The organism is Micrococcaceae bacterium Sec5.1 (assembly GCA_039636795.1).
Classification (GTDB): domain Bacteria; phylum Actinomycetota; class Actinomycetes; order Actinomycetales; family Micrococcaceae; genus Arthrobacter.
This window is the reverse complement of sequence record CP143430.1, coordinates 4,627,204-4,648,151: the sequence shown is the minus strand read 5'-3', so window position 1 is coordinate 4,648,151 and position 20,948 is coordinate 4,627,204. Positions and strand designations below refer to the sequence as shown.

The window sequence follows — 20,948 nt, the reverse complement described above, 5'->3', positions numbered from 1 at the left end:
GGGGATTCCTCCGTTCGAACTCGAAGTGGTGTTTCACTTAGAGTTTCAACGGAAACGCAAGAAACCTGTCCGCAAAGCATCAAGGAAGTCTCAAGGTTTGATCAGGAGTTCCCTGACGCCGTCACGATTCAGAAAACGCAAGAGGACGACGCCGGGAGGTTCCGGCGTCGTCCTCTTGTGGTGAGTTTGAGCTGCTTAGCGGCTCAGGCTAACGGTGAAGGTTTTCGGTCCGCTGAGCGTTACTGCAATGCCGCAGTTTTCGGCAGCGGCGCGAGGAGAAAGATCCCGGATGGCGGCGTCGATGGTGTGGTCGATCGCCGACTTGTCCCAGATTTTCAGCGTGATGGAGTCAGTATGTGTCGTCATTGTCAGTACTTTCACTCAGGCCGTTAACAGCCCCAAGCTTCTTCGCAGGGGCCGCATCCTCGTCGGTGAGGATTGCTGATTCAGCTTGTGTGGGAACGAATTCCCTCATTCATGGTTCATGCTGCCTACCGCGATTGACAAGCTGATCCGCCCAAGTGTGACCGATTACACGTTGGACGTTACTCCGTGTAACCCGTGCTGATGCTCTGCTCGCGCCAACGATCCACGTCGGCGCGCTGGGCTTCCTCCACCGCACCGAATGCGTAGACGGCATCGGCCCCCAGCAGCAGGAACGCGGGCGTTTCGGCTGCTTCGACGGCGGCGATGATCACCTCTGCTGCTTTGTCCGGGTCGCCGGGCTGGGTGCCGTGGACGGTGTCGTTTTCCTTGCGGCGCTTGCCAGCCGTCTCGGCGTAATCCTCAATTGCCTGAGCCGATTGGGTGAGCGAACGCCCTGCAAAGTCGGTCCGGAACCCACCCGGTTCCACCACTGTCACCGAGATTCCCAGAGGCTTCAGTTCCTTCTGCAGCGAGCCGGACAGGCCCTCAAGTGCAGCCTTCGACGCTGAGTAATAGCCGGAACCGGGCGGGCAGATCCGAGCGCCGATGGAGGAAATATTCACTATTGCACCTGATCGGCGGGAGCGCATTCCAGGCAGGACGGCCTTGATCATGGCGACCGGGCCAAAAACGTTGGTGTCGAACAGCGCCCGGACGTCGCCGTCATCGCCTTCTTCAATGGCTACGCGGTAACCGTAACCGGCATTGTTGACCAGCACGTCCACCGCGCCAAACCGGTCCTCGGCCTGTTGCACGGCGGCTTCTACCTGAGACTGTTCGGTGACATCCAGCGCCACTGCCAGGGCCGTCGTCGGGAACTCGGTGGTCAGCTCCTGCAGTTTGGAGACATCGCGGGCGGTGACGACGGCGTTATCGCCCCGTGCGAGCACGGCTTGGGCAAGTGCGCGGCCGAGTCCAGTGGAGCAGCCTGTGATGAGCCAGGTAGTCATGATGTTCCTTTCATGGGTGGACCACTCAGGCGTGCCGCCCGGATCGTGGTGATCCGGGCGGCACTTGGTTGTTGTTTCGTAAGGTGGCTTCTACCGCTGGCCGGGCAGGCCACCCATCGGTGGGATGTAGCCCGGGCCGAAACCCTCGTCGTCCTTCCGTTCCGCGGCGCTGCGTGTATCGCTGTCCGCTGTCTCGTCGGAATCGCCGTCCAGATCTGCCAGGCCGTTGGTCTGATCGAAGGCGTGCGTAATGGGGTCTACGATCGGGACGTCGCCGGGCTTATCAGTGCCGGCCTCGGTTGCGGCCGCTGTTGTGGCCCCGGTTGCTGCGCTGGTGCTGGCGGCTGCGCCGGTTGTCGTAGTGTCCGTCGTCCCCGTGGTGCCCATATCAGCATCCCGTTGGGGTGTCTTCTTCTCGATGTACTCCTTGAACTTCTTCAAGTCCGACTCCGCCTGCCTTTCAACCACATGCAGTTTGTCGCCGAGGAATTCAAGGACGCCGTGAGGCTCGTATTCGAGTGACAGATGCAAGGACGTCTGGCTCGGGCCAGCTTCCTTGAAGTCCACCCATCCGGCATTCTTGGCACCTTCCACCGCGGCCCATGCCACGGCCCGGTCCATGTCCTGCTGAACGATCTTCGCTTCCCAGCGGCGATGGACGCCAGCGATTTCGGCCACCCATTCCAGACGGTCATCGCTCAGCCGCGTCACGCGTTCCACTCCGCCCATGAAACGGGGGAATTCCTCGAACCGCGTCCACTGTCTGTAGGCCGTACTCACCGGAACGTTGACCATGATGGTTTTGTCGACTTTCGTGGTCATAATGTCCTCCTCCTCTGACTCGCTACTAAATTTGTCAGCATACTTACAATATCGAGCTTTGAGCGGAGTAACCAGAGGTTCCCGATACCTGCTGGAGTGCTAGGAGATCACCCGACCGTTCTGGATCAGGAACTCCAAATGTTCCGAGATGTCTGCCAGTACCGCGATGTCCGCCACTGGGTCGGCGCCCAACACCAGCATGTCCGCGTCAGCGCCAGGCCCGATCACGCCTAGTTCACCTTCGCGGTCAAGCAGCAGGGCCGCCGTCGTGGTTGCTGAGCGGATGGCATCGATTGCTGGTTGAACCTTGCCGAGGAGCCTGAACTGTTCGTTCTGATGGCGGTGCATGCCGCCCAGGAGGTCCGAACCGAATGCCATTTTCACGCCGGCTTCATGTGCTCGGGAGATGGCTTCCAGTCCGCTGGTTAATACTGAGTCCACTTTGGCCCACATCTCCTCGGTGAGCCCGAATTCCTTTCCCTCTTCCTTAAGCGCCCAGTACGTGACCAGCGTGGGAACCAGGAAGGCGTCCTTCTCGATGAAGAGCTTGAGGCTTTCGTCGTCGAGGAGGTTTCCGTGTTCGATCGAGCGGACGCCGGCTTCGAGTGCGCGGTTGATGGCGCGGGCCGTGTAGGCGTGGGCGGCGACGTAGCGGTTGGCGGCTTCGGCTTCTTCCACCGCGGCGCGCATTTCTTCCATGGAGTATTGGGTGGAATCAATGCGGTCCGTGGGGGAGGAGACTCCACCGGACGCCATAATCTTGATGTGGTGGGCGCCCTTGCGGATCTCGTCGCGAGCGGCTGCCCGCACTGCGTCAACGCCGTCGGCTACGCGACCGATTCCACAGCACCCGCGGCCATTGGGATCGTGGTCTTCACCGGGAAGCCGCATGTCGCCGTGACCGCCCGTCTGGCTCAGAGCGTGGCCGCAGAAGTGGATCTTCGGCCCCTCCAGCAGCCCTTCCTGCTGAGCCATCGCCAGGCCAAAATCGGCGCCGGAAAGGTCGCGGACGGTGGTGAAACCGCGGCGCAGCATCTGTCCCATGATCCGGGCCGTCTGTGCGTACACATACGATGCCGGTGTCCAGGTCAGCGAGCGGAAGTCAGCACTGGACGCGACTACGTGCACGTGGCAATCGATGAGCCCCGGGACAACAAACTTTCCAGTTCCATCAATCACACGGGCTCCGGAAGGCGTCTTGGCGTCGGGGCCGACGCTGCTGATCTTCCCCTCAACACTGACGACGTCGGCTGTGGAGTACGTGCCTGCCTTGACATCAAGGACGCTTGCGTTGCGAACGACAAGGGCGGGCGACTGCTGGTCGGTGGCTTCGGTTTCTGGGGTGGCGCTCATTTAGACGGTTTCCTTCCCGGGGACTTCGGGGACTTCGGTGGCTGCGGGGACTTCGGTGGGATGGGCCGAAAATGCCTCAACGAGGTCAGCAAGGTTACGGCTGACGACCTTGACGGCGGTTTCCACACTTTGCGGGGTATAGCGGCCTTCTGCATCCAACATGGCGAGGACGCCCACCACGTTGCCGTCAGGGTCGAGGACGGGAACGTTGATGACCGCGCCACAGCCGAGTTGTTGGATGAGTCTGGAGTCCGTGAAAACCTCTTGGAGGCCCTTAGGATCCGGGGCAAGGAAGGGCTTCTTGTCGTCGATGACCGTTCCCAGCCAGCCAGGCGAGATCTCCACGGTCTTCTCGGCGCCCACGGGATACTCGGCGGGATGGCTTGTGAAAATGCGCCGGAGGCCGGATCGCTGCGGGATCCATTGGAGGGCGGTGAAGAGAATGACGCCCGGATCCTGGGCCATGGCCTCGAATGTTTGCCGAAACACTGCGTCAGTTGCCAAGAAACTCATTGCTGCGCCTTTCCTGCCGGAGCCGGATCATGTTCAGCACGCGCGTTGATGTCCTCCAAAGACTTGCCTGCGGTCGATGCTCCAAAAATCACAACGCCCAGCACGCCGATGGTCAACACCACCGTGGTCATGGTGAACACCCCGCCGAAACCGAGGGCCACTGAGAAGATTCCGATGATCGATGGTGCGAGGATGCTGCCGATGCGACCAACGGCGCTGGCAAGGCCAACACCAGTGGCACGCATCCAGGTGGGGAAGAGCTCCGGAGTGTAGGCGTAAACACCGGCATACGTACCGTTCAGGAAGAAGGACAGGGTTGCAGCGGCCACCAGGATCATGCCGGAATCATTGGATTGGCTCAGCCAGAACGCGCTGAGGGCTGATCCTGCCAGATACAGGGCGATGGTGTTCTTCCGATCGATCCGGTCGCACAGCCATGCTGCCGAGAAGTAGCCCGGAATCTGCGCCAGGTAAATGATGATGGAGTATTCGAAGCTCTTGGTTACGGTGATGCCGCGGCCCACCAGCAGCGTGGGAATCCAGGAGAAGAAGCCGTAGTAGGAGAAGGTGATCACGAACCAGATCAGCCATATGACGGCCGTCCGACGGCGCATGGCCTTTGACCACATGAACTTCAGCGCGTTCCAGATGCTGATCTTCTGCTCGTGCTTGGCGATCTCCTCCTGGGCTGGAGGCAGGGAAGCGAGCTCTTTGCCGGTGGCCTTAACCACACTCTGTTCAAAGCGCTCCACGACCTCAGTTGCTTCGGCTACGCGGCCGCGGCTGATAAGGAAGCGCGGCGATTCAGGCAGGCTACGACGCCACCAGAGCAGTAGAAGGATAGGGATGGCCGTGACCACCTGGGCCCAGCGCCAGCCGTCCTCACCCATCGGCACGATGAACCGGCCAATCAGTGCAGCGCCCACGAAGCCGAAGGAGAAGAAGCCGGCAAGGGTTCCAATGAACCAGCCGCGACGCTTCGGGGGGATGAACTCTGACAGGAATGGAGCGATGATAACGCTTTCTGCGCCTGCCCCCAGTCCTGCAAAGACCCGTGCAATCAAGAAGACTTCGAAGTTGGGAGCCATGGCTGCAACCACTGACATGAGGCAGTAGAAGGCGAGTGCCCAAAGCATGACCTTCTTGCGGCCAAATCGGTCGCCCATCCATCCGGAGAGGATCGCGCCGAAGAAGAAGCCTAACGGGGCGGCCGAACCTACCAGGCCGAGGCTGGCGTTGCTGAGGCCCCACAATTCCTGGATTCGAGGGAGCAGGAACGCGACCACGGCGCCGTCCATGCCGTCGAATGAGTAGCCGAGGCCTCCGATGAGGAGAAGCTTGTAGTGTGGTCGACTGAGAGCCAGACGATCCAAGCGTGCTGTGAGAGACATGGTGATTCCTGCCAAAGTGGGCCAAGTTGTACATTTTTAGGAATATGCACAAGTCTGTGCAGATGCGATGTTTCGAAGTTACGGCCAAAGTGTGAGGTAGGTCAATAGGTGGAAGAACATTTCGACTCGTCAACGTTGACCGAGTGGCTCGACAGCCGTGTCCAGGGCCGGAAGCTTGCAGCACGCCAGATGCAAGTGGTGGGGATCCTGCGCTCGCAGCCGCGCCTTGCCTCATACGGGTCTGTGAGTGACATTGCTGCAGCAGCCGCTTCAAACGCCTCCACGGTGACTAGAACCGCTCAAACACTGGGATTCAGGGGCTGGGCAGACTTTCAATTTGAACTCAGGTCACGCTTCCTGGCATCGCTGAGCGCGGTGGAAGTTGCCGCCGAGCACAACGGCCACATCAGTAGTCCTGCACAGGCTGCGGTCTCCACCGATCGCGCGAATTTGGCCCATTTTGAACGAACTCTGGACGCAGGCACAATCCATCAGATTGCCAAGGCCATCGCTGCCGCCCGGCAAACCTTCATTGTGGCAGCAGGAAGCTACGCCATCCCGGGCAAGGCTTTGGAGCACAACGCAATCATCGCCGGCTACAACGTCCGGCTCCTCGACGCCGACGTCGCCGCCCTGACAAATGCCATCGCGCGGCTGGGCGCCGAGGACCTCGTCATCGCCATTAGCCTTTGGAGGGTTTACGACAGCACCATTCGCGCCGTCGACATTGCCCACAACATCGGGGCGCCGGTCGTTTCCATCACTGACAGCGCGGGCTCACCTGTGGCCGTGCACGCCCAGCACCGGATCGTCGTGCCCACCGAAGGTGCCGGCTTCTTCCCCTCCCTGACAGGTGCGGTAGCCGCGGTCCAGGCGATCGCCGTCGAACTTGCCTCCCTGGACCGCGAACGCTCAAACCAGAACATCGCTGCTTCGGAGCGCACATGGGACCAGATGCGGATCATGCATCCGCGGTCGAGTTCCTAAGGCTGTGGCTTCCTGACCCTCTTTGCGGGTGATCATCGCCCGCTTGCGGCGGTAACGCGGGTTGTAAACCGCAGGACCTACGACGCCGGGCCCTCCTCCCCGGGCAGCGCACCTCCGACGAGGGCCAGGTTTTGGATGACGGCCAGGCCGAACTGGGCGGTGTCGTTGGTGGAAACAGTGGGGGCTTCGTCGACTGGTTGAAGGACATGTGGCGGCAGGATCTTCTTCAAGGTGAAGGCCTCGGCATGGTTCAGGTTCTCCCCGCCCTGGGCAAAGCTCTCCCATGCCAGCTCCGCCAAATCAGGAGACCCGAGTCGAGCCGCGGCGTAGGCAGTGAGTCGGCTGTGCGCCTGAGTCAGGTAGATGCCTGCCAAGGCTTGCCCCACTTCGGCGTCTTGTTCCTCCGGTGAAGCCAGGAACAGCCGGCAGTACTGCAGCCACGCTTTTTCAAAGGACGTATCCGGCACCAAGCGGATCAGTTCGCTGCAGATTTCCACCAAACCGAACACGGCACTCAGGTGCGAGACGCTGATGACTTCCCTGCCGGCGTCGAACCTTCCCTGGTCGAGGTCGTAGAGCGCCTCGCCGGTGAGGAAGCCGTACTTCAGGGCGCCTATATCGGCCATGGTTCCCAAGAGGCGGTCGCGTGAGCGGGGGTTTCCGGTGCGTTCCCAATCCGTGAGCCAGGTGGCTGCGAGCGAGCCCCAGTCTGTGCCGAGCCCGACGCCCAAGGCGCGGCGGTCCGGGCGGTAGGTATCGGCGTCGCGACGTACTTTTCGGACCGGATCCAGGCCAAGGAAGTTCTGGTCACTGTCCACGAGTTCGGTGAGGAGATCGCCGGTGCGCTCGTCGGCGGTCAGGTAATAGTAGAAGCGCCGGTAGGCCGGGGTGCTGATTCGGAGTTGCTTGGCGCTGCAACCCCAGTGCTGCACGTTGTGCCGCGAGCCCAGGCCGCGCCAAGGGCCAAGGTGGTACACATCCACTTCACCGGTGTGCCGGGTCATGGCCTCAGCGAAGCGGAAAACGTCGGCGCGGCCGGAGCGTAGATACATGTACCAGAGCCAGAGATCGGGCGAGAGTTCCGAGTTGTCCCAGGCGTAACCGCCGACGTCGTACCGCCAGACATGCCGGTCCGAGTCATAGGTGTGCATGACGTCGCCGTAGTTCCAGAACCCGTACCAGCGGCGCTGTTCCGTTTGGCCCTGGTATAAGTTGAACAGGAAATCCAGCTTGTCTTCCAGCTCTGCCCGGGCCGGGGTGCTGCGGTTCACGGGTGACCAGTCGCCGAAGACGCCGGCGGCGTGCAGGTACTGGGGGGACGGCTGCAGAAGCGGGGGAGTGGACGCCGACAGGGCATCGGCGGCGAGGCTTTCAGTAGAGGGCGTCGCGTCGTAGGCGAACAACGTCAACTCATGAGTGCGGGCGATTCCGGAGGGATTGCCAAAGCCGGGCTCGTAATCCTCGTACGTGATCTCCAAGCCCTCGAGTTGTTCCTCAAAAGTGTCCTGGCCGAGGCCATCGTGGTAGAAGCGGAGGTCCATGGGCTGGGCTTCGGGGGAGTAGAGCCAAGCCGTCATCGTGGCCTCGGACGTTGCGGCGCCGCGTATGTCCAGCTGGCCAGGATGCGACTGCCAGAAATCGCGCACGGCAATCCCGAATCCACCCCTCAGGTCACTCAGGGAGCAGAATCCCGACGAGCGCGTGCCGCCGGAAATTCCCACCCAGCCGTGGCCGGGAGCGGTACGTTTCCGCAGCTCAAATCCGTCGGCAGTCAGTTGCGTCAGGGTGTAGTCGTTCCACGACGGGATGAGATGCAGCCGTTCGGAAACCAGCGGGCTCCATTCGTTGAGCGGCGGTGTGGGTTCTCCGGCAATTTGGGCTTGGCGTATGGGCTCGCCCGGATCCCGTCGCAGGCCCGTCAACCCGCGGACCGCTTCAACGAGGAATCCGCCGTCCGCGCCGGCGATCCGGACGTGACGATCGTGCATTTCGCTTTCGAGCGGGACGCTGAACTGGACGCCCAGCCCGGCGAGGAAGTCCTTGTCAGCCTCGCCGTCCCAAATGAACGAATGCATCATCCGGATGCTCCGCGCGCCGGCATAGAAGTAGAAGCGGACGGTGAACGGAAGCCATTCCCTTTCGCTCCGGTCCGCCCGATGACGGCCTTCCAGTCGCACGACTGCCCGAACCGGCCCGCGCTGTTCCACTGTCACGGATGTGATCTGGCCCGTGAAACCCTGACGTGTTGTGCTGCCGGCTCCCTCGCTCAGCTCGGTCTGGAGAAGGCTCACGAGTCTGCCGTCCTTCGCCACCACCGAACCGTCGCGGGTCAGGGTGCTGAACAGGGTGGAGCCTGAACGGGGGAGCACCATCTCCAGTAGCCCGGTGGAGACTGTTACGGCCTCGTCAGTTTCAGTGACCGTCACCTCAGGTGAGTGTTCGACGGCGGCTGCCCGGTCGCCGTCGGGCTCTTCCGGTGGGTGCGCGGTGCCGCTGTTGGTGGTGACGCTGTAGGAGGCCGACGGCTTATCGGTGGCGCCGACCGCTATGCCAGCCCACTTGAGCGATCCGTCTGGCCAGGTAGCGAGCGGCCAGGTTTGGGCTTTGACAGTACGTCCGCGGACGTCCCTGACGGCCAGCTCTTCCGGACCCCGCACGGTACCCCGCGGAAAGGGCATCCCCCACGTTGTCCCACTGCTAAGTCCCGCGGGCGGTTCGCCGTCGAGCCAGGTGATCTGGGCGTGCTGAGTCATGTTCGATTCCACCTAAGGTTTCGGAAAGCGCTTTCTTTGGTACGTTTCAAAAAACTTACCTTCCGATGTTGCGGGCCGCAAGGGGCGATCGGGCTTTGGTCTCGCGACGTCACTTCCCTGGCCCCCCAGAAAGCACCTCGACACCGGGATCCACGTGGCGGGGGATGCATTCGAGGGTCGCCCATCAATTCCCGCGGCGCGTGGGTGCTTGAGCCGGAATCCGGCTGTTCTGACCCCAAAGAAAAACCGGCGACGGCGGGAGTGTCGCGCCGTCGTCGGCGTATCGTTTAAGTCCCGGCCGCCTCTTGAAACGGACTTGTGTCATGGCGCGATTGATCATCATGGGCCCTCCAGGTTCCGGCAAAGGCACGCAGGCGGAAGTGATCGCGCGGCATTTCTCCATCCCCGCGATCTCTACGGGAGACCTCTTCCGCGCACATGTTCGGGACAAGACAGAACTCGGTGCAGAAGCCGGCGAGTATATGGACCGGGGTGAGTTTGTTCCGGACCACGTCACCACGGCTATGCTCCGTCAGCGCCTGGAGGATGCCGATACCGGGAATGGGTTCCTACTGGATGGCTACCCGCGGACTGTCATCCAAATTGGCGCCCTTGATGAGATCCTGGCCGCAAAACAACAGACGCTTGAAGTTGTTCTTGTGCTGACAGTGGAGGATGCCGAGCTCGTTGCCCGCATGCTTCAAAGGGCCCAGGAACAGGGCCGCAGCGACGACACTGAACCTGTGATTCAGCGCCGGCTGGAGCTGTACCGGGATGAGACGCAGCCTGTGGTGACTGCGTACACGCAACGCGGAATTCTGTTGATGGTGGACGGCTCCGGCGAGCGGGATTCGATCACGGCTGCTGCGATCGCTGCGGTGGAGGCGGCGCTGGCTGGCCTTCGTCAGTGACAGGTCGGCCGGGGTTGGCCGCCGAGTAAAGTAGGGCTGCTGCCGGTTAGACGGCCCCGTGACCAGCAGCCACTTCCTCGCCTGCCTTGACCGGCCCTGGTGGAGTCCCGTCCCCGAACGGACGCCCGCCAAGCGATTCCCTTCCATGCGGGGTCAGCCAACCGGAGAGGTCCGGTCCCATAGGGACGATGCGTGTGGGATTAATGTCCTCGTGCACTATGTAGTAGTGCTGCTTGATCTGGACGAAGTCGATCGTGTCGCCGAAACCCGGCGTTTGGAACAGATCCCTGGCATACGCCCACAGCACCGGCATTTCGCTGAGCTTGTTTCGATTGCATTTGAAGTGCCCGTGGTAGACCGCATCAAAGCGAGCCAGCGTGGTGAACAGCCTGACATCCGCCTCGGTGATGGTGTCACCCACGACGTATCTCTGGTTTGCCAGCCGTTCCTCAAGCCAGTCCAAGGCGCTCCACAGGCGGACATAGGCGGCTTCGTAAGCCTCCTGGGACCCTGCGAAGCCGCACTTATAGACCCCATTGTTGACCTCGGTGAAGACGCGCTTGTTGACCGTGTCGATTTCCTCGCGCAGGTGCTCCGGATAGAGCTGTGGTGCGCCCGGACGGTGGAACTCTGCCCATTCTGTGGAGAAGTCGAGCGTGATTTGGGGGTAGTTGTTGGTCACGACGGCCCCGCTTGGGATGTCCACGATTGCCGGAACCGTGATGCCGCGGGGATAGTCCGGAAAGCGGCGGAAGTACGCCTCCTGTAGCCGCTCGATTCCCAGTACTGGATCTTTTCCGTCAGGATCCAAATCAAAGGTCCAGGACCTGGCGTCGTGGGTAGGGCCCGGCTGTCCGAGGCTGATGACGTGCTCCAGGCCCAGAAGCCTGCGGACGATGACCGAGCGGTTGGCCCATGGACAGGCCCGGGCTGCTATCAGCCTGTATCTGCCTGGCTCAACCGGCCAGCCGGGTTCACCGTTCGGTCCGGGAGTGCCGTCGCGGGTGATCCGGTCCTCGATGTAGTTGGTATCGCGGTTGAACTCGTTGCCCGTGACGTAAGAGCCCCGTGTGCTGTCTTCGTCCGCTATGCGGGTTTCTTCATTCATTGCTTCAGACTATGTCCACGCACATGGAGTCCTCAACGATCCCACTCCCTGCAGAAGTTCCCATTGGTCGCCACATGACGCTGCCTGTTCACAAGTTTTGTCACAAGAATCACATCATCTTGTCATTGCACGTGACAACATTCCTACGCTGGAGAAGTCAGTGTTCCCGAGCCTTAGGAAATTCCAGTGCCGCAAACAAACGACTCCGCTTCCATCTCCACCGACTCCCACAGCCCGCCCGGAAGCCGGGGCAAAGCACCCAAGCCGAGCTTCCTCAGCAACCTTGGAGCCGACCTCCCCGCATCCCTCGTCGTCTTCCTTGTTGCCCTTCCGCTCTCGCTCGGTATCGCCGCCGCCTCCGGAGCACCCGTCATGGCCGGGCTTATTGCGGCAGCCATCGGAGGAATCGTCGCTGGCAGCCTCGGCGGCTCCCCATTGCAGGTGAGCGGCCCCGCCGCTGGACTGACCGTCGTCGTCGCCGGGTTGGTTGACGAGTTCGGTTGGCAGGTGACGTGCGCCATTACCGCAGCCGCCGGCGTCGTCCAGTTGTTGCTGGGTATTAGTCGCGTAGGCCGGGCCGCGCTGGCAGTTTCGCCGGTGGTGGTCAAGGCAATGCTGGCTGGCATCGGCATCACGATCATCCTGCAGCAGTTGCATGTGCTGCTCGGTGGGAAGGCGGCTGGGTCCGCCGTCGAAAACCTGACCGCACTTCCATCGGCCATAACCAATGTCGAGCTGCACTCTGCCCTTCTCGGCCTGGCAGTTGTTGCCATCCTCCTTGCCTGGAAATATCTGCCCACTGCAGTGCAGAAGATTCCCGGCCCGCTGGCGGCGGTGGTCGCTGTCACCGCTTTGTCTGCAGCAGTTGCGCCCAGCGTCGAGCGCATCAGCTTCAGCGGTTCGCTGTTCGACGCCGTTGCCCTGCCGAGCTTGCCCGACGGCAACTGGCGCGCCGCCGCCATGGCAGTCATCACGGTTGCCCTGATCGCGAGCATCGAATCGCTGCTGTCTGCGGTCGCGGTGGACAAGATGCACGCAGGCGCGCGCACCAACCTCAACCGCGAACTCGTCGGACAAGGCTCCGCCAACATGGTCTCGGGAATGCTCGGAGGCCTCCCGGTGACAGGCGTGATCGTCCGCAGCGCCACCAACGTCGAGGCCGGCGCCGCGAGCCGGGCGTCCGCCATCCTGCACGGCGTGTGGGTCCTGGTGTTCTCGGCACTGTTCGCCGGCCTCATCCAGCTGATTCCCTTGTCAGTGCTCGCCGGCCTGTTGCTCGTCATCGGCGCCAAGCTCATCAAGGTCGCCGACATCAAAACCAGCCTCCGCACCGGCGACCTCCTGGTCTACGTGGTCACGCTCGCGTGCGTTGTTGTGCTGAACCTGCTCGAAGGCGTCATTATCGGCCTCGCCCTCGCGGCACTCTGCGTGTTGTGGCGGGTACTCCGGGCTCAGATCCACGCCCATGCCCCGGCCGGGGAGCAGCTGCCGTGGCGCGTCACGATCGCCGGGTCCTGCAGCTTCTTCGCCCTGCCACGACTGAACCGCGTCCTGCACTCCGTGCCCGAGGGCCAGGACGCAGTGGTTGAACTCAACGCCGATTACCTCGACCACGCTTTCCGCGAGGCGCTCGTTGCCTGGCAGGCACAACACCGCTCCAGCGGCGCCTCGGTGGTGCTGGAGGAACACGGAACCACCGCTTTCACCGACGCCGCGGACAACACTCCACAGCGTCAGGATCCACGTGAATTCCCGCTTCCGCCCAGGACTTCCTGGCAGCCGTCGCCTTTGGATGGTTCCCAGCAGGAAGCGCACGACGACGGCGGGCAGCTTCCGCTGCGGTCAATCCTCCTTGGCATCGACAAATACCATCGGCGGTACGCAGACAAGGTTCGCCCACTGGTACAGGATCTGACCGAGGGGCAGAACCCGGACACACTGTTTGTTGCCTGCGTCGACTCCCGGGTCAATCCGAACCTCATCACCAGCAGCGGCCCCGGAGACCTTCTGACACTGCGGAATATTGGCAACGTAGTGTGCCCCGACGGCCGGGATGCCTCGATCGACTCGGCACTCGCATTCGCGGTCAAGGGGTTGTCCGTGGACTCGATCGTGATCTGCGGCCACTCCAACTGTGGCGCGATGAAGGCCGTTATAGCCGACGCCGAGGGTGCGCCCGCAGCCTTGGGCGCGGGCTTCGATACGTGGTTGGAGCACGCCCGGCCGAGCTACACCGCGCTGTTGGATGGCCATCCTGTCGCCCTCGCTGCCGAAGCTGAAGGTTACAGCCGCCTCGACCAGCTAAGCATGGTGAACGTCGCCGTCCAGCTCCAGAAACTCGAAGAGCACCCGGTCACCGGGCCGGCCTTGGCATCCGGGCAAGTGCAAGCCACAGGCTTGTTCTACGACATCTGCACGGCCAGGGTGGTCCTTGTTACTCCTGAGGGCATCGAGCAACTGGATCCGAGCATGGCCGTTCAGTAGCCTGCCAGCTAGCCTGCGTTGCTCCATCACCTGCTTTGAGCTGACCTTGGCCCCGACACGCCGCTAATCCCGGTGTGTCGGGGGCCGCCCGGCGATCAAAGGGGGTGGTGAAGCAACAGGGCGTGAAGCCACAGGGCTGCGGCGCTGGTGAACCAGGGAGCTTATCTGTCCGTGAGCAGCAGGACGTTCCCATCGGGGTCCCGGACTGTGAAGAACAGGCAGGTGTCCGGATCGCCCTCCACCACTGACACGCCGTGGCCATTCCTGAGCAAGCGATCCCGCATGCCCGTGAGGTCCTCCACAAGGAAACCGCAGGTCGCCCATGCCAGCCCGGGCTCAGCCGCGATCCCACTGAGCGGACCCATCAGCGTAACTGTGGCACCGCCGTCGCCCGTTAGAACTGCCGTCCACTCCGAAACGGTGACAGTCCGAAGCATCAGGTGTTCCGAATACCACTTGGCTGCCTGACCCGGATCCGAGACCGGAATGAATGCATTGGAAACAGTAGTCACGCGCGGCCCTTCCTGTGGAGATATTTGGATCGAGAGTAGCGCTTAGCCCTCCCCCCGGCCCAGCAAAGTGCGGAATACTGGAGCCGGAACCACGATTTCCGGCAGGAGAGGACTGCCGTGCGAGGAGGTGGCGAAACGTGAACGCCGAGAACAACGCCTTCAGACGGAAGCTTGAGCGGGGCGCGGAATTGCGGGCCGTCCGCTCGTGGGGCGGTAATGCCGAGGAAGACGCAGAGCTCGAGGCGGCTGAGGCGGAGGAGCGGGAGAAACGCCGGAAGGTGGACGACGCCGCGCGGGTCGAATATTTGATCCGGGACGCCATGAACCAGGGCAAGTTCGACAACCTCAAATACGCTGGCAAGCCGATACCGGGTCTGGGCGAGCACTATGATCCGGACTGGTGGGTCAAAGGTCTGATCCAGCGTGAGCGACTCAGCGGGATCGGCCCGCCAGCCATTCTCCTACGGATCGAGGACGCTGAACTCGACGCGAAGCTGGATCAGCAGTACACCGAGAAGCAGGTCCGCGACATCCTTGAGGACTTCAACAAGCGAGTGGTTGAGGCCCGTCGCCAACTCCAGGGTGGGCCGCCAGTGACCACCAAGCTGCGGGATGTTGACGCCGAGCTGGAACGATGGCGCGAGCGGCGGGCTGCGGCAGCTCCACCTGAGCCGGAGCCGGAGGAACCAATCAAGCGAACGTGGTGGAAACGGCTCTGGAACGGCTCCGGCTGACCCTACATGGGTAAGACGGCGCAAACAGCAGCCGACGGCGGGACCTGGGTTCCGCCGTCGGCTGCTGTTCTGAATGTGGGCCGCTAGGCGAAGCTGTCTTCCTTTGCCTGCTCCGACTCTTTGCGTCCACCCTTGATCAGCGACGACAGGTGGGCCTGCTGCTGGCGGAAGTGCCCGTGGGCTGTGAGGCCAAACTCGTAGGCCGATTCTGCGTGCTGGGTGAGGTCCACTCCTGCAACTTCGTGTTCGTGGGCCACGCGGAAGCCGATGGTCTTGTGAATAGCGCGGCCGATCAGCAGTGTGCCCAGGCCGGAGAGGGCGATGGTGAGCAGCACGGCCACTGTCTGGGCCACGAGCTGCTGCACGCCGCCGCCGTAAAGGAGGCCGCCGGCCACGCCTTCCGTGGGAAAGGCAACGAAGCCAAGAGAGAGCGTGCCGATCACGCCAGCGCCAAAGTGCACGCCCACGACGTCAAGGGAATCGTCGAAACCGAACTTGTACTTCAGGTCCACAAACACGGCACAGGCGGCACCGGCAACGAGTCCCAGGCCAAGTGCCGCGAGCGGGGTGATGTTGGCGCAGGAAGGGGTGATGGCGACCAATCCGGCAACAACGCCGGAGGCCGCGCCCAGTGATGTCGGGTGTCCGTGGCGGATCTTCTCCGTGACCAACCAGCTCAGCATCGCCGCGGCCGGGGCCACCAGCGTGTTGACCCAGATCAGGCCTGCCTGCTCAACGGTGGTTGCGGCACCGCCGTTGAATCCAAACCAGCCGAACCAGAGGATTGCTGCGCCGATCATGATGAACGGGACGTTGTGAGGGCGGTGGTTGGGGTCTTTGGCGAATCCGTGACGCTTTCCCACGATCAATGCGAGGACGAAAGCGGCGGTACCTGAACTGACCTCAACTACGGCACCGCCGGCGAAGTCGATCACCTGGCCGAAGATCTGCGTGACGGCTCCACCTGCGCTCATCAAGCCGCCGCCCCAGACCATGTAAGCCAGCGGGCAGTAGACCACGGTGACCCAGATCGGGACGAAGAGCGCCCATGCGCTGAACTTGGCGCGGTCGGCGATGGCGCCGCTGATGAGTGCCACGGTGATGATGGCGAAGGTAGCGGCGAAGACTGCCTTGAGGAGGTCGGGCGAACCTATGAGGTCCTGGAGCCCGAAGTGCGCGAACGGGTTGCCGAACAGGCCGAGGAAACCGTCGCCGGTGGTCATCGAGTATCCCCACAGGACCCACACGACGCCCACAATGCCTGCAGAGATAAAGCTCATCATGATCATGTTGAGCGCTGCCTTGGCGCGGGTCATGCCGCCATAGAACAGGCCGAGGCCCGGAGTCATGAAAAGCACCATTGCCGATGACAACATCAGCCAGACGTGTTGCGCAGAGATCTCCACCTGCGTTCCCTTCTGATCAAGCCTGTACGAAACGGGCCCGTTGATGCACGGCCCTCACTACCCCCCGATCAATATTCGGTGAGCTATGTTTCCGACTCGGAAGAGCTAGGTTGCAGGTAAGTTACAGAAACCCCACGTTCGTGAAGATCACGTGACTGGCATGTTTCGGGAATGTTACCGACGCTTCTCGCGGCGTCCTTTTTCGTGTGGCCCTGCCGGGTATCCGCCGCGCTTGCTGGAAATCATGATCGCCAAGGCAATTGCCGTTGGCAGCGCCGCGGCGAGCGGCACCAATTGTGCCCCAACAGTGGTCAGCGCCAATGCACCATACCCGGCACCGACCGCGATTCCTAGTTGGATTGTCACTACCGTGAGTCCGTTGGCCGCATCCTTGTGCTCGCCGCCGGCCCGTAGGATCGCTGCCTGGTTGTAGATGCCGATCGCCCCGAAGGAAACGCCCCAAGCAACCATCAGCGCGAAAACCCCCACCCAGGTGCCGCCCAGAACCGGCAGCAGTGCGAAGGCAAGCAAAAGAAGCCCGACGGCAGTAATCACCGAACGCCGGGGATGGGAATCGGCGGTCAGGCCAGCAATCCAGATCCCGACCAATCCAGAGATCCCGACCACCGACAGGGAAATGCCAGTGAGGGCTTCGGGCAAGCCGGAGGCGAGCAGGAAAGGCGCAACATACGTAAAGAGAGTGAAGTGTGCCAGCAGCAAGAGTGGCCAAGCGGTGGCCACGGCGATCACGCCCGGTAGCTTGAGCGCTGCACGGATCGACGGTGTCTTGTGGGTGCCGGGATCGTGCGCAGCAGGCAGGAGCCAGAACGCCAAGACTGCCAACAGGAAGCCAACCCCGGCCAGGACCACGAAGGAAACCCGCCATGTCATGAGCGTGCCCATGAGTGTGCCAATCGGAGCCCCGACAGCCAACGCGATGCTGGTACCACTGAAGACCACCGCCATGGACTTGCCCACCGAGTGGGCAGGAACGATGCGCGCCACATACGGCGCCATGCTCGACCACAACATGCCATGGGCAATGCCACCAAGAAGCCTCGCGGCAATGGCCACTTCAAGACTTGGGCTCAGGGCGAGTAAGACATTGCTAAACGCGAAGGCAAGCACGGTCCCGATCAACAGGGTCTTCCGCGGGACCCGCCCGCCAAGGAGCCGGGACAGGGGAAGGGCCGTGAAAACGATGATGGCTGCATATGCTGCGGTCAGGGAACCTACAGCGGATTCCTCCACGCCCAGATCCCGGCTGATCTGCGGAAGCAGCCCGGACGGAAGCAGCTCTGTGGTGACAGCCGTGAAGCCCGCGGCAGCAAGCACCAAAAGGCCACCCCAAGGGATCTTGGTGGCTGCTCGCATTTTCGCTGGCTTGGTCTTTCCTTCATCTGGTGCTGCGTGTACCTGGGCTTCGACCGCCAAAGGGTCCTGCTTCAAAGATTGCTCCTCATGGATGAATCACGTTGGGGGCATGGGTGGGTACTCACAACGCTACCCAGCCAACGCAGCGCGAGGGAGGCTCTGATAGAAACCCCTTTCTCGGGGCGCAGAGCGGGCCCCGCAAGATCCCTAGCGAGCGTAGAGCTCCGTGAAATTCCTCAAGACCCGCATCGGTTCAGTCACCGAAGCATGCTTGGCGGTTTCGATGAGCTCGTCGGCAGCATCCGGCGGAAAATAGCCTGCGTCCTTATAGATGTTAATCCGGGTGATGAGGCCATCGACATCCAATTCCGGATGGAACTGTGTGGCGTAGAGATTCTTCCTGATGCGGAACATGTGCACAGGGCAGGCTGCGGAACTCGCCAGCAACACGGCGTTTTCCGGCAGTTGGCTGCAGGCTTCCTTATGCCCAACGAACGCTTCGAAAGTGTGTGGCAGGCCTTTGAGCAGGGGGTCGCGCTCCCCGTCTGGGGTCAGTTTGATCTCCGTAGCCCCGACCGGTTCTCCATAGCGACGGTCGATGATGGCTCCCTGATGAACACCGAGGGTTCCAACGCCGTAGCAGGCACCCAGGAAGGGGAAGTCCTCGGCCACGATGCGATCCAGGAGGGCTGAGAGTTCAGCTTCGACGCGAAGCTGGGCCTGACTCTTCTCCTCCAAAGGGTCGCTGGAGGTGTAAGGACTGCCGCCCACAATCACGCCTGAGTAATCGGCCAACTCAATGTCCGGCAGTGGTGCCGCCTCCAGCCGGATGCGGATCAATTCCTCAGCCCGGAGCCCGCAGTACCGGAGGTAGGCCTGATACTCGTCATCCGCTGCTGCGTCTTCAGCGCGGGTGGCCAAGAGAAGGAAGGGCTTCACAGGCCCAGTCTGCGGGAGGAATGGCTGGCTTTCAAAGTCTTTCTGCCGGCTCGGCTGCCGGGAATACCACGCAGACCGGTCCCCGCAGCGCAGACCCGCTCAGCGAGGTGCTGCGGGCGACGTGCTCGGGCCAGGCGACGGCGGGGGAGGCGGTGGGTTGAAGGCGCCGCTCGGGTAGAGGGCGGTGGCCTGCATCATGTAATTGGCCCATTGCGGGCCGGCAATCATGTAGCCGTCCAGTGACTTGTAGAACTTGCCATTGATCGTGACGTTTTGTCCTGCCCGCTGTTGTCCCGCCGTCGTGTCCCCAAAGAAGGAGGCTGTGGCCAGCCGGGTAGTGTATCCGGCCACCCAGGTTGCACCGTTGTTGTTCGAGGTGCCGGTCTTTGCGGCCACCGGGACCTGGTTCTGGACCTTGGGTTCGATGTAGACGCCGGATCCGAGCTTGAGCACGTCCTGCAGCACCGATGTGACTCCCCGGGCCACGGCCGGTTTCACGGTCTCTTTGCATTCAGGTGTTTGGGCCGGGTACTTCCTGCCTTGTGAGTCGCTGATATCGGTGATGGCGATGGGCTTGCAATAGGTGCCATCGTTGGCGAATGTTGCGAAGGCGCTCGCCAGGATGACGGGAGCGACGCCGATGGAGCCAAGGAGGTTGCCGATCTGGTGCATGTTGATCTGGGCATTGTCCAGGCCGCTGTGCAGGCCAACCGCGTCCACCATTTTCTGGATGCCGCAGAAATCCAACTGCGCTGCAGTAGCGAATGTGGCGGTGTTGATCGAGTTGTAGAGGCCGTAGTTGATGGGCATGGGGCGGTAGTAGCCCTCGTCGTTGTTCTGCAGGTCATCATCAGCGCCCAGGTTTTGCGCCTTCTGCGCGGTGCTGTAGCCACCCAGCACTTTGCCGCAGCTCGAGCGCCAAGGGAAGCCAACCGGGTAGACCCGCCGGGAAGCATCCACCACGGCAGTGGGCGACTTGCCCTCGTTGAGCCACTCCGCGAAGATGAAGGGCTTCATGGTGGAACCGGGTTGGAATCCGCCTGCACCATTGAGGTCGTTGCCGTTTTCGTCCTTGGCATCCACGCTGAAGTTCAGCTGGGTATCGAACTTCCCGTCCTGCGGAACGAACACCGTGTTTTGGGCCATGGACAGGATCTTGCCTGTGCCTGGCTGCACGGTGGTCATGGCAGCGCCCCATTTGTCCGGGTTTGCGCCGGCTGACGCATCCACTTGTACTTGGGCCGCTGCCTGCAACCGGCTGTCCAGCGTGGTGGTGATGGTGAGCCCGCCCCGGTAGAGGAGCCGTTCGCGGTCCTCGATGGTTGCTCCGTAGGCCTCGTTGTTCATGATCAGGTGGGACACGTAGTCGCAGAAGTAGATGGCGATGGAGGCCCCGGCGCAGCCCTGATGGGACGGGGTGATTTTCAGCTCCACTGGGGCGGCAACTGCCGCATCATGGTCTGCTTGAGTGATCTTTCCCTGCTCGAGCATCCTGTCCAGCACAATGTTTCGCCGGCTGAACGCTGCTTCAGGCGCGGTTGTTGGGTCATAGACGCTCGGCCCGTTCACCAGCCCGGCCAACAGCGCGGCCTGTGGCAAAGTGAGATCCTTGGCCGAGGTGCTGAAGAAGTACCGCGAAGCGGCTTCGATGCCATACGCGTTCCGGTTAAAGAACACGATGTTCAGGTACCCCTCAAGGATTTGGTCTTTGCTGAAGCGTTTCTCAAGCTCCAGGGCCAGCTTGATCTCCCGGAGCTTGTCACCGATGCTCTTGTCACCACTGAGCACCACATCCTCGGGCCGGCCCTTCGAGAGGCGGGACTCGTTCAGCACGTTGGTGACGTATTGCTGGGTCAGGGTCGACGCGCCCTGTCGGGTCCCCTTGGTCACGTTGGATGTCAGCGCACGGATGATGCCCTGCGTATCAACACCTGGATGCTCGTAGAAGCGACTGTCTTCGATTGCCACGATCGCTTGCCGAATGAAGGGTGACATCTGGTCCAGGGGTACCTTCACCCGGTTCTCTGCATAGAACGTGGCGATGTGCTGGCCGTCAGCAGTGACTACATTGCTGGAAAGGGATGGCGAATCAACGTCGAGTTGGCTGGGCAGGCTTTCGTAAAAGCCGATGGAACCGCCCATAGTAGTGCTGGTGAACTGAACCACCGGCACCATGAAGCCGCAGATCAGCACCCCGCAGAGGGCGCTCACGAAAAAAAACCCGAAGATCCTCAGAAGGACCTTGCCAAGACCTAACCGGGGACCCTTGTTCCGCGCCATTTCGT

17 protein-coding genes are annotated in these 20,948 nt (G+C 62.0%); 4 read left to right on the top strand and 13 right to left on the bottom strand.

Annotated features, from left to right (window positions below):
* Nucleotides 1–195 precede the first annotated feature (195 nt).
* The 6 genes from VUN82_21165 to VUN82_21140 form a co-directional block, all read right to left on the bottom strand.
* Nucleotides 196–366 (bottom strand): hypothetical protein, encoded by a 171-nt coding sequence (locus VUN82_21165; protein ID XAS71563.1) that lies wholly within the window; start codon nucleotides 364–366, stop codon nucleotides 196–198.
* A gap of 179 nt (nucleotides 367–545) precedes the next feature.
* Nucleotides 546–1,376 carry an oxidoreductase gene (locus tag VUN82_21160; GenBank protein XAS71562.1) on the bottom strand — a complete coding sequence of 277 codons (831 nt, stop codon included), beginning with the start codon at nucleotides 1,374–1,376 and terminating at the stop codon, nucleotides 546–548.
* A 90-nt stretch (nucleotides 1,377–1,466) separates the two neighbouring features.
* Nucleotides 1,467–2,198, bottom strand: coding sequence for an SRPBCC family protein (locus VUN82_21155; GenBank protein ID XAS71561.1), 732 nt, complete (start codon nucleotides 2,196–2,198; stop codon nucleotides 1,467–1,469).
* A gap of 99 nt (nucleotides 2,199–2,297) precedes the next feature.
* A complete protein-coding gene (locus VUN82_21150; protein ID XAS71560.1) occupies nucleotides 2,298–3,551 on the bottom strand; it encodes an amidohydrolase family protein in 1,254 nt (417 codons plus the stop codon).
* Nucleotides 3,552–4,064, bottom strand: a complete 513-nt coding sequence (locus VUN82_21145) for a GAF domain-containing protein (protein XAS71559.1) — start codon at nucleotides 4,062–4,064, stop codon at nucleotides 3,552–3,554.
* Nucleotides 4,061–5,455 (bottom strand): MFS transporter, encoded by a 1,395-nt coding sequence (locus tag VUN82_21140; GenBank protein ID XAS71558.1) that lies wholly within the window; start codon nucleotides 5,453–5,455, stop codon nucleotides 4,061–4,063. The genes VUN82_21145 and VUN82_21140 overlap by 4 nt, the downstream gene beginning before the upstream one ends.
* Nucleotides 5,456–5,563: 108 nt before the next feature.
* Between VUN82_21140 and VUN82_21135 the strand changes: the two genes are divergently transcribed.
* Complete coding sequence (locus tag VUN82_21135; protein ID XAS71557.1) at nucleotides 5,564–6,442, top strand: MurR/RpiR family transcriptional regulator; 879 nt, start codon at nucleotides 5,564–5,566, stop codon at nucleotides 6,440–6,442.
* Nucleotides 6,443–6,519: 77 nt separating this feature from the next.
* Here the strand turns inward: VUN82_21135 and VUN82_21130 are convergent, their stop codons facing one another.
* Nucleotides 6,520–9,195 carry a Tat pathway signal sequence domain protein gene (locus VUN82_21130; GenBank protein XAS71556.1) on the bottom strand — a complete coding sequence of 892 codons (2,676 nt, stop codon included), beginning with the start codon at nucleotides 9,193–9,195 and terminating at the stop codon, nucleotides 6,520–6,522.
* A 323-nt stretch (nucleotides 9,196–9,518) separates the two neighbouring features.
* On the opposite strand from VUN82_21130, the gene VUN82_21125 reads away from it, so the two are divergent.
* Complete coding sequence (locus VUN82_21125) at nucleotides 9,519–10,106, top strand: adenylate kinase (protein XAS71555.1); 588 nt, start codon at nucleotides 9,519–9,521, stop codon at nucleotides 10,104–10,106.
* A gap of 46 nt (nucleotides 10,107–10,152) precedes the next feature.
* On the opposite strand, the gene VUN82_21120 is transcribed toward VUN82_21125, so the two are convergent.
* Nucleotides 10,153–11,214 (bottom strand): glutathione S-transferase C-terminal domain-containing protein, encoded by a 1,062-nt coding sequence (locus tag VUN82_21120; GenBank protein XAS71554.1) that lies wholly within the window; start codon nucleotides 11,212–11,214, stop codon nucleotides 10,153–10,155.
* A 186-nt stretch (nucleotides 11,215–11,400) separates the two neighbouring features.
* Between VUN82_21120 and VUN82_21115 the strand changes: the two genes are divergently transcribed.
* Complete coding sequence (locus VUN82_21115; GenBank protein ID XAS71553.1) at nucleotides 11,401–13,698, top strand: bifunctional SulP family inorganic anion transporter/carbonic anhydrase; 2,298 nt, start codon at nucleotides 11,401–11,403, stop codon at nucleotides 13,696–13,698.
* 161 nt (nucleotides 13,699–13,859) lie between these two features.
* Here the strand turns inward: VUN82_21115 and VUN82_21110 are convergent, their stop codons facing one another.
* A complete protein-coding gene (locus VUN82_21110) occupies nucleotides 13,860–14,210 on the bottom strand; it encodes a VOC family protein (GenBank protein XAS71552.1) in 351 nt (116 codons plus the stop codon).
* A gap of 137 nt (nucleotides 14,211–14,347) precedes the next feature.
* Here VUN82_21110 and VUN82_21105 point away from each other — a divergent pair, with 137 nt between their 5' ends.
* Nucleotides 14,348–14,944 (top strand): DUF1992 domain-containing protein, encoded by a 597-nt coding sequence (locus VUN82_21105; protein ID XAS71551.1) that lies wholly within the window; start codon nucleotides 14,348–14,350, stop codon nucleotides 14,942–14,944.
* A gap of 83 nt (nucleotides 14,945–15,027) precedes the next feature.
* On the opposite strand, the gene VUN82_21100 is transcribed toward VUN82_21105, so the two are convergent.
* The 4 genes from VUN82_21100 to VUN82_21085 all read right to left on the bottom strand — a co-directional run bounded on the left by VUN82_21100 (nucleotide 15,028) and on the right by VUN82_21085 (nucleotide 20,943).
* Nucleotides 15,028–16,350: an ammonium transporter gene (locus VUN82_21100; protein XAS71550.1), complete on the bottom strand. Its 1,323-nt coding sequence runs from the start codon at nucleotides 16,348–16,350 to the stop codon at nucleotides 15,028–15,030.
* A 174-nt stretch (nucleotides 16,351–16,524) separates the two neighbouring features.
* The gene (locus VUN82_21095; GenBank protein ID XAS74759.1) at nucleotides 16,525–17,724 is read right to left on the bottom strand and encodes an MFS transporter; all 1,200 of its coding nucleotides are present in this window, start codon (nucleotides 17,722–17,724) and stop codon (nucleotides 16,525–16,527) included.
* A gap of 207 nt (nucleotides 17,725–17,931) precedes the next feature.
* Entirely contained in the window at nucleotides 17,932–18,663 is a 732-nt protein-coding gene (locus VUN82_21090; GenBank protein XAS71549.1) for a glutamine amidotransferase, read from the bottom strand.
* A 99-nt stretch (nucleotides 18,664–18,762) separates the two neighbouring features.
* Nucleotides 18,763–20,943, bottom strand: coding sequence for a transglycosylase domain-containing protein (locus VUN82_21085; protein ID XAS71548.1), 2,181 nt, complete (start codon nucleotides 20,941–20,943; stop codon nucleotides 18,763–18,765).
* Between the last annotated feature and the right edge of the window lie 5 nt (nucleotides 20,944–20,948).

Coding starts and splice junctions, on each gene's coding strand:
- VUN82_21165 (XAS71563.1), bottom strand. CDS start 366: ATGACGACACATACTGACTCCATCACGCTGAAAATCTGGGACAAGTCG.
- VUN82_21160 (XAS71562.1), bottom strand. CDS start 1,376: ATGACTACCTGGCTCATCACAGGCTGCTCCACTGGACTCGGCCGCGCA.
- VUN82_21155 (XAS71561.1), bottom strand. CDS start 2,198: ATGACCACGAAAGTCGACAAAACCATCATGGTCAACGTTCCGGTGAGT.
- VUN82_21150 (XAS71560.1), bottom strand. CDS start 3,551: ATGAGCGCCACCCCAGAAACCGAAGCCACCGACCAGCAGTCGCCCGCC.
- VUN82_21145 (XAS71559.1), bottom strand. CDS start 4,064: ATGAGTTTCTTGGCAACTGACGCAGTGTTTCGGCAAACATTCGAGGCC.
- VUN82_21140 (XAS71558.1), bottom strand. CDS start 5,455: ATGTCTCTCACAGCACGCTTGGATCGTCTGGCTCTCAGTCGACCACAC.
- VUN82_21130 (XAS71556.1), bottom strand. CDS start 9,195: ATGACTCAGCACGCCCAGATCACCTGGCTCGACGGCGAACCGCCCGCG.
- VUN82_21125 (XAS71555.1), top strand. CDS start 9,519: ATGGCGCGATTGATCATCATGGGCCCTCCAGGTTCCGGCAAAGGCACG.
- VUN82_21120 (XAS71554.1), bottom strand. CDS start 11,214: ATGAATGAAGAAACCCGCATAGCGGACGAAGACAGCACACGGGGCTCT.
- VUN82_21095 (XAS74759.1), bottom strand. CDS start 17,724: ATGCGAGCAGCCACCAAGATCCCTTGGGGTGGCCTTTTGGTGCTTGCT.
- VUN82_21085 (XAS71548.1), bottom strand. CDS start 20,943: ATGGCGCGGAACAAGGGTCCCCGGTTAGGTCTTGGCAAGGTCCTTCTG.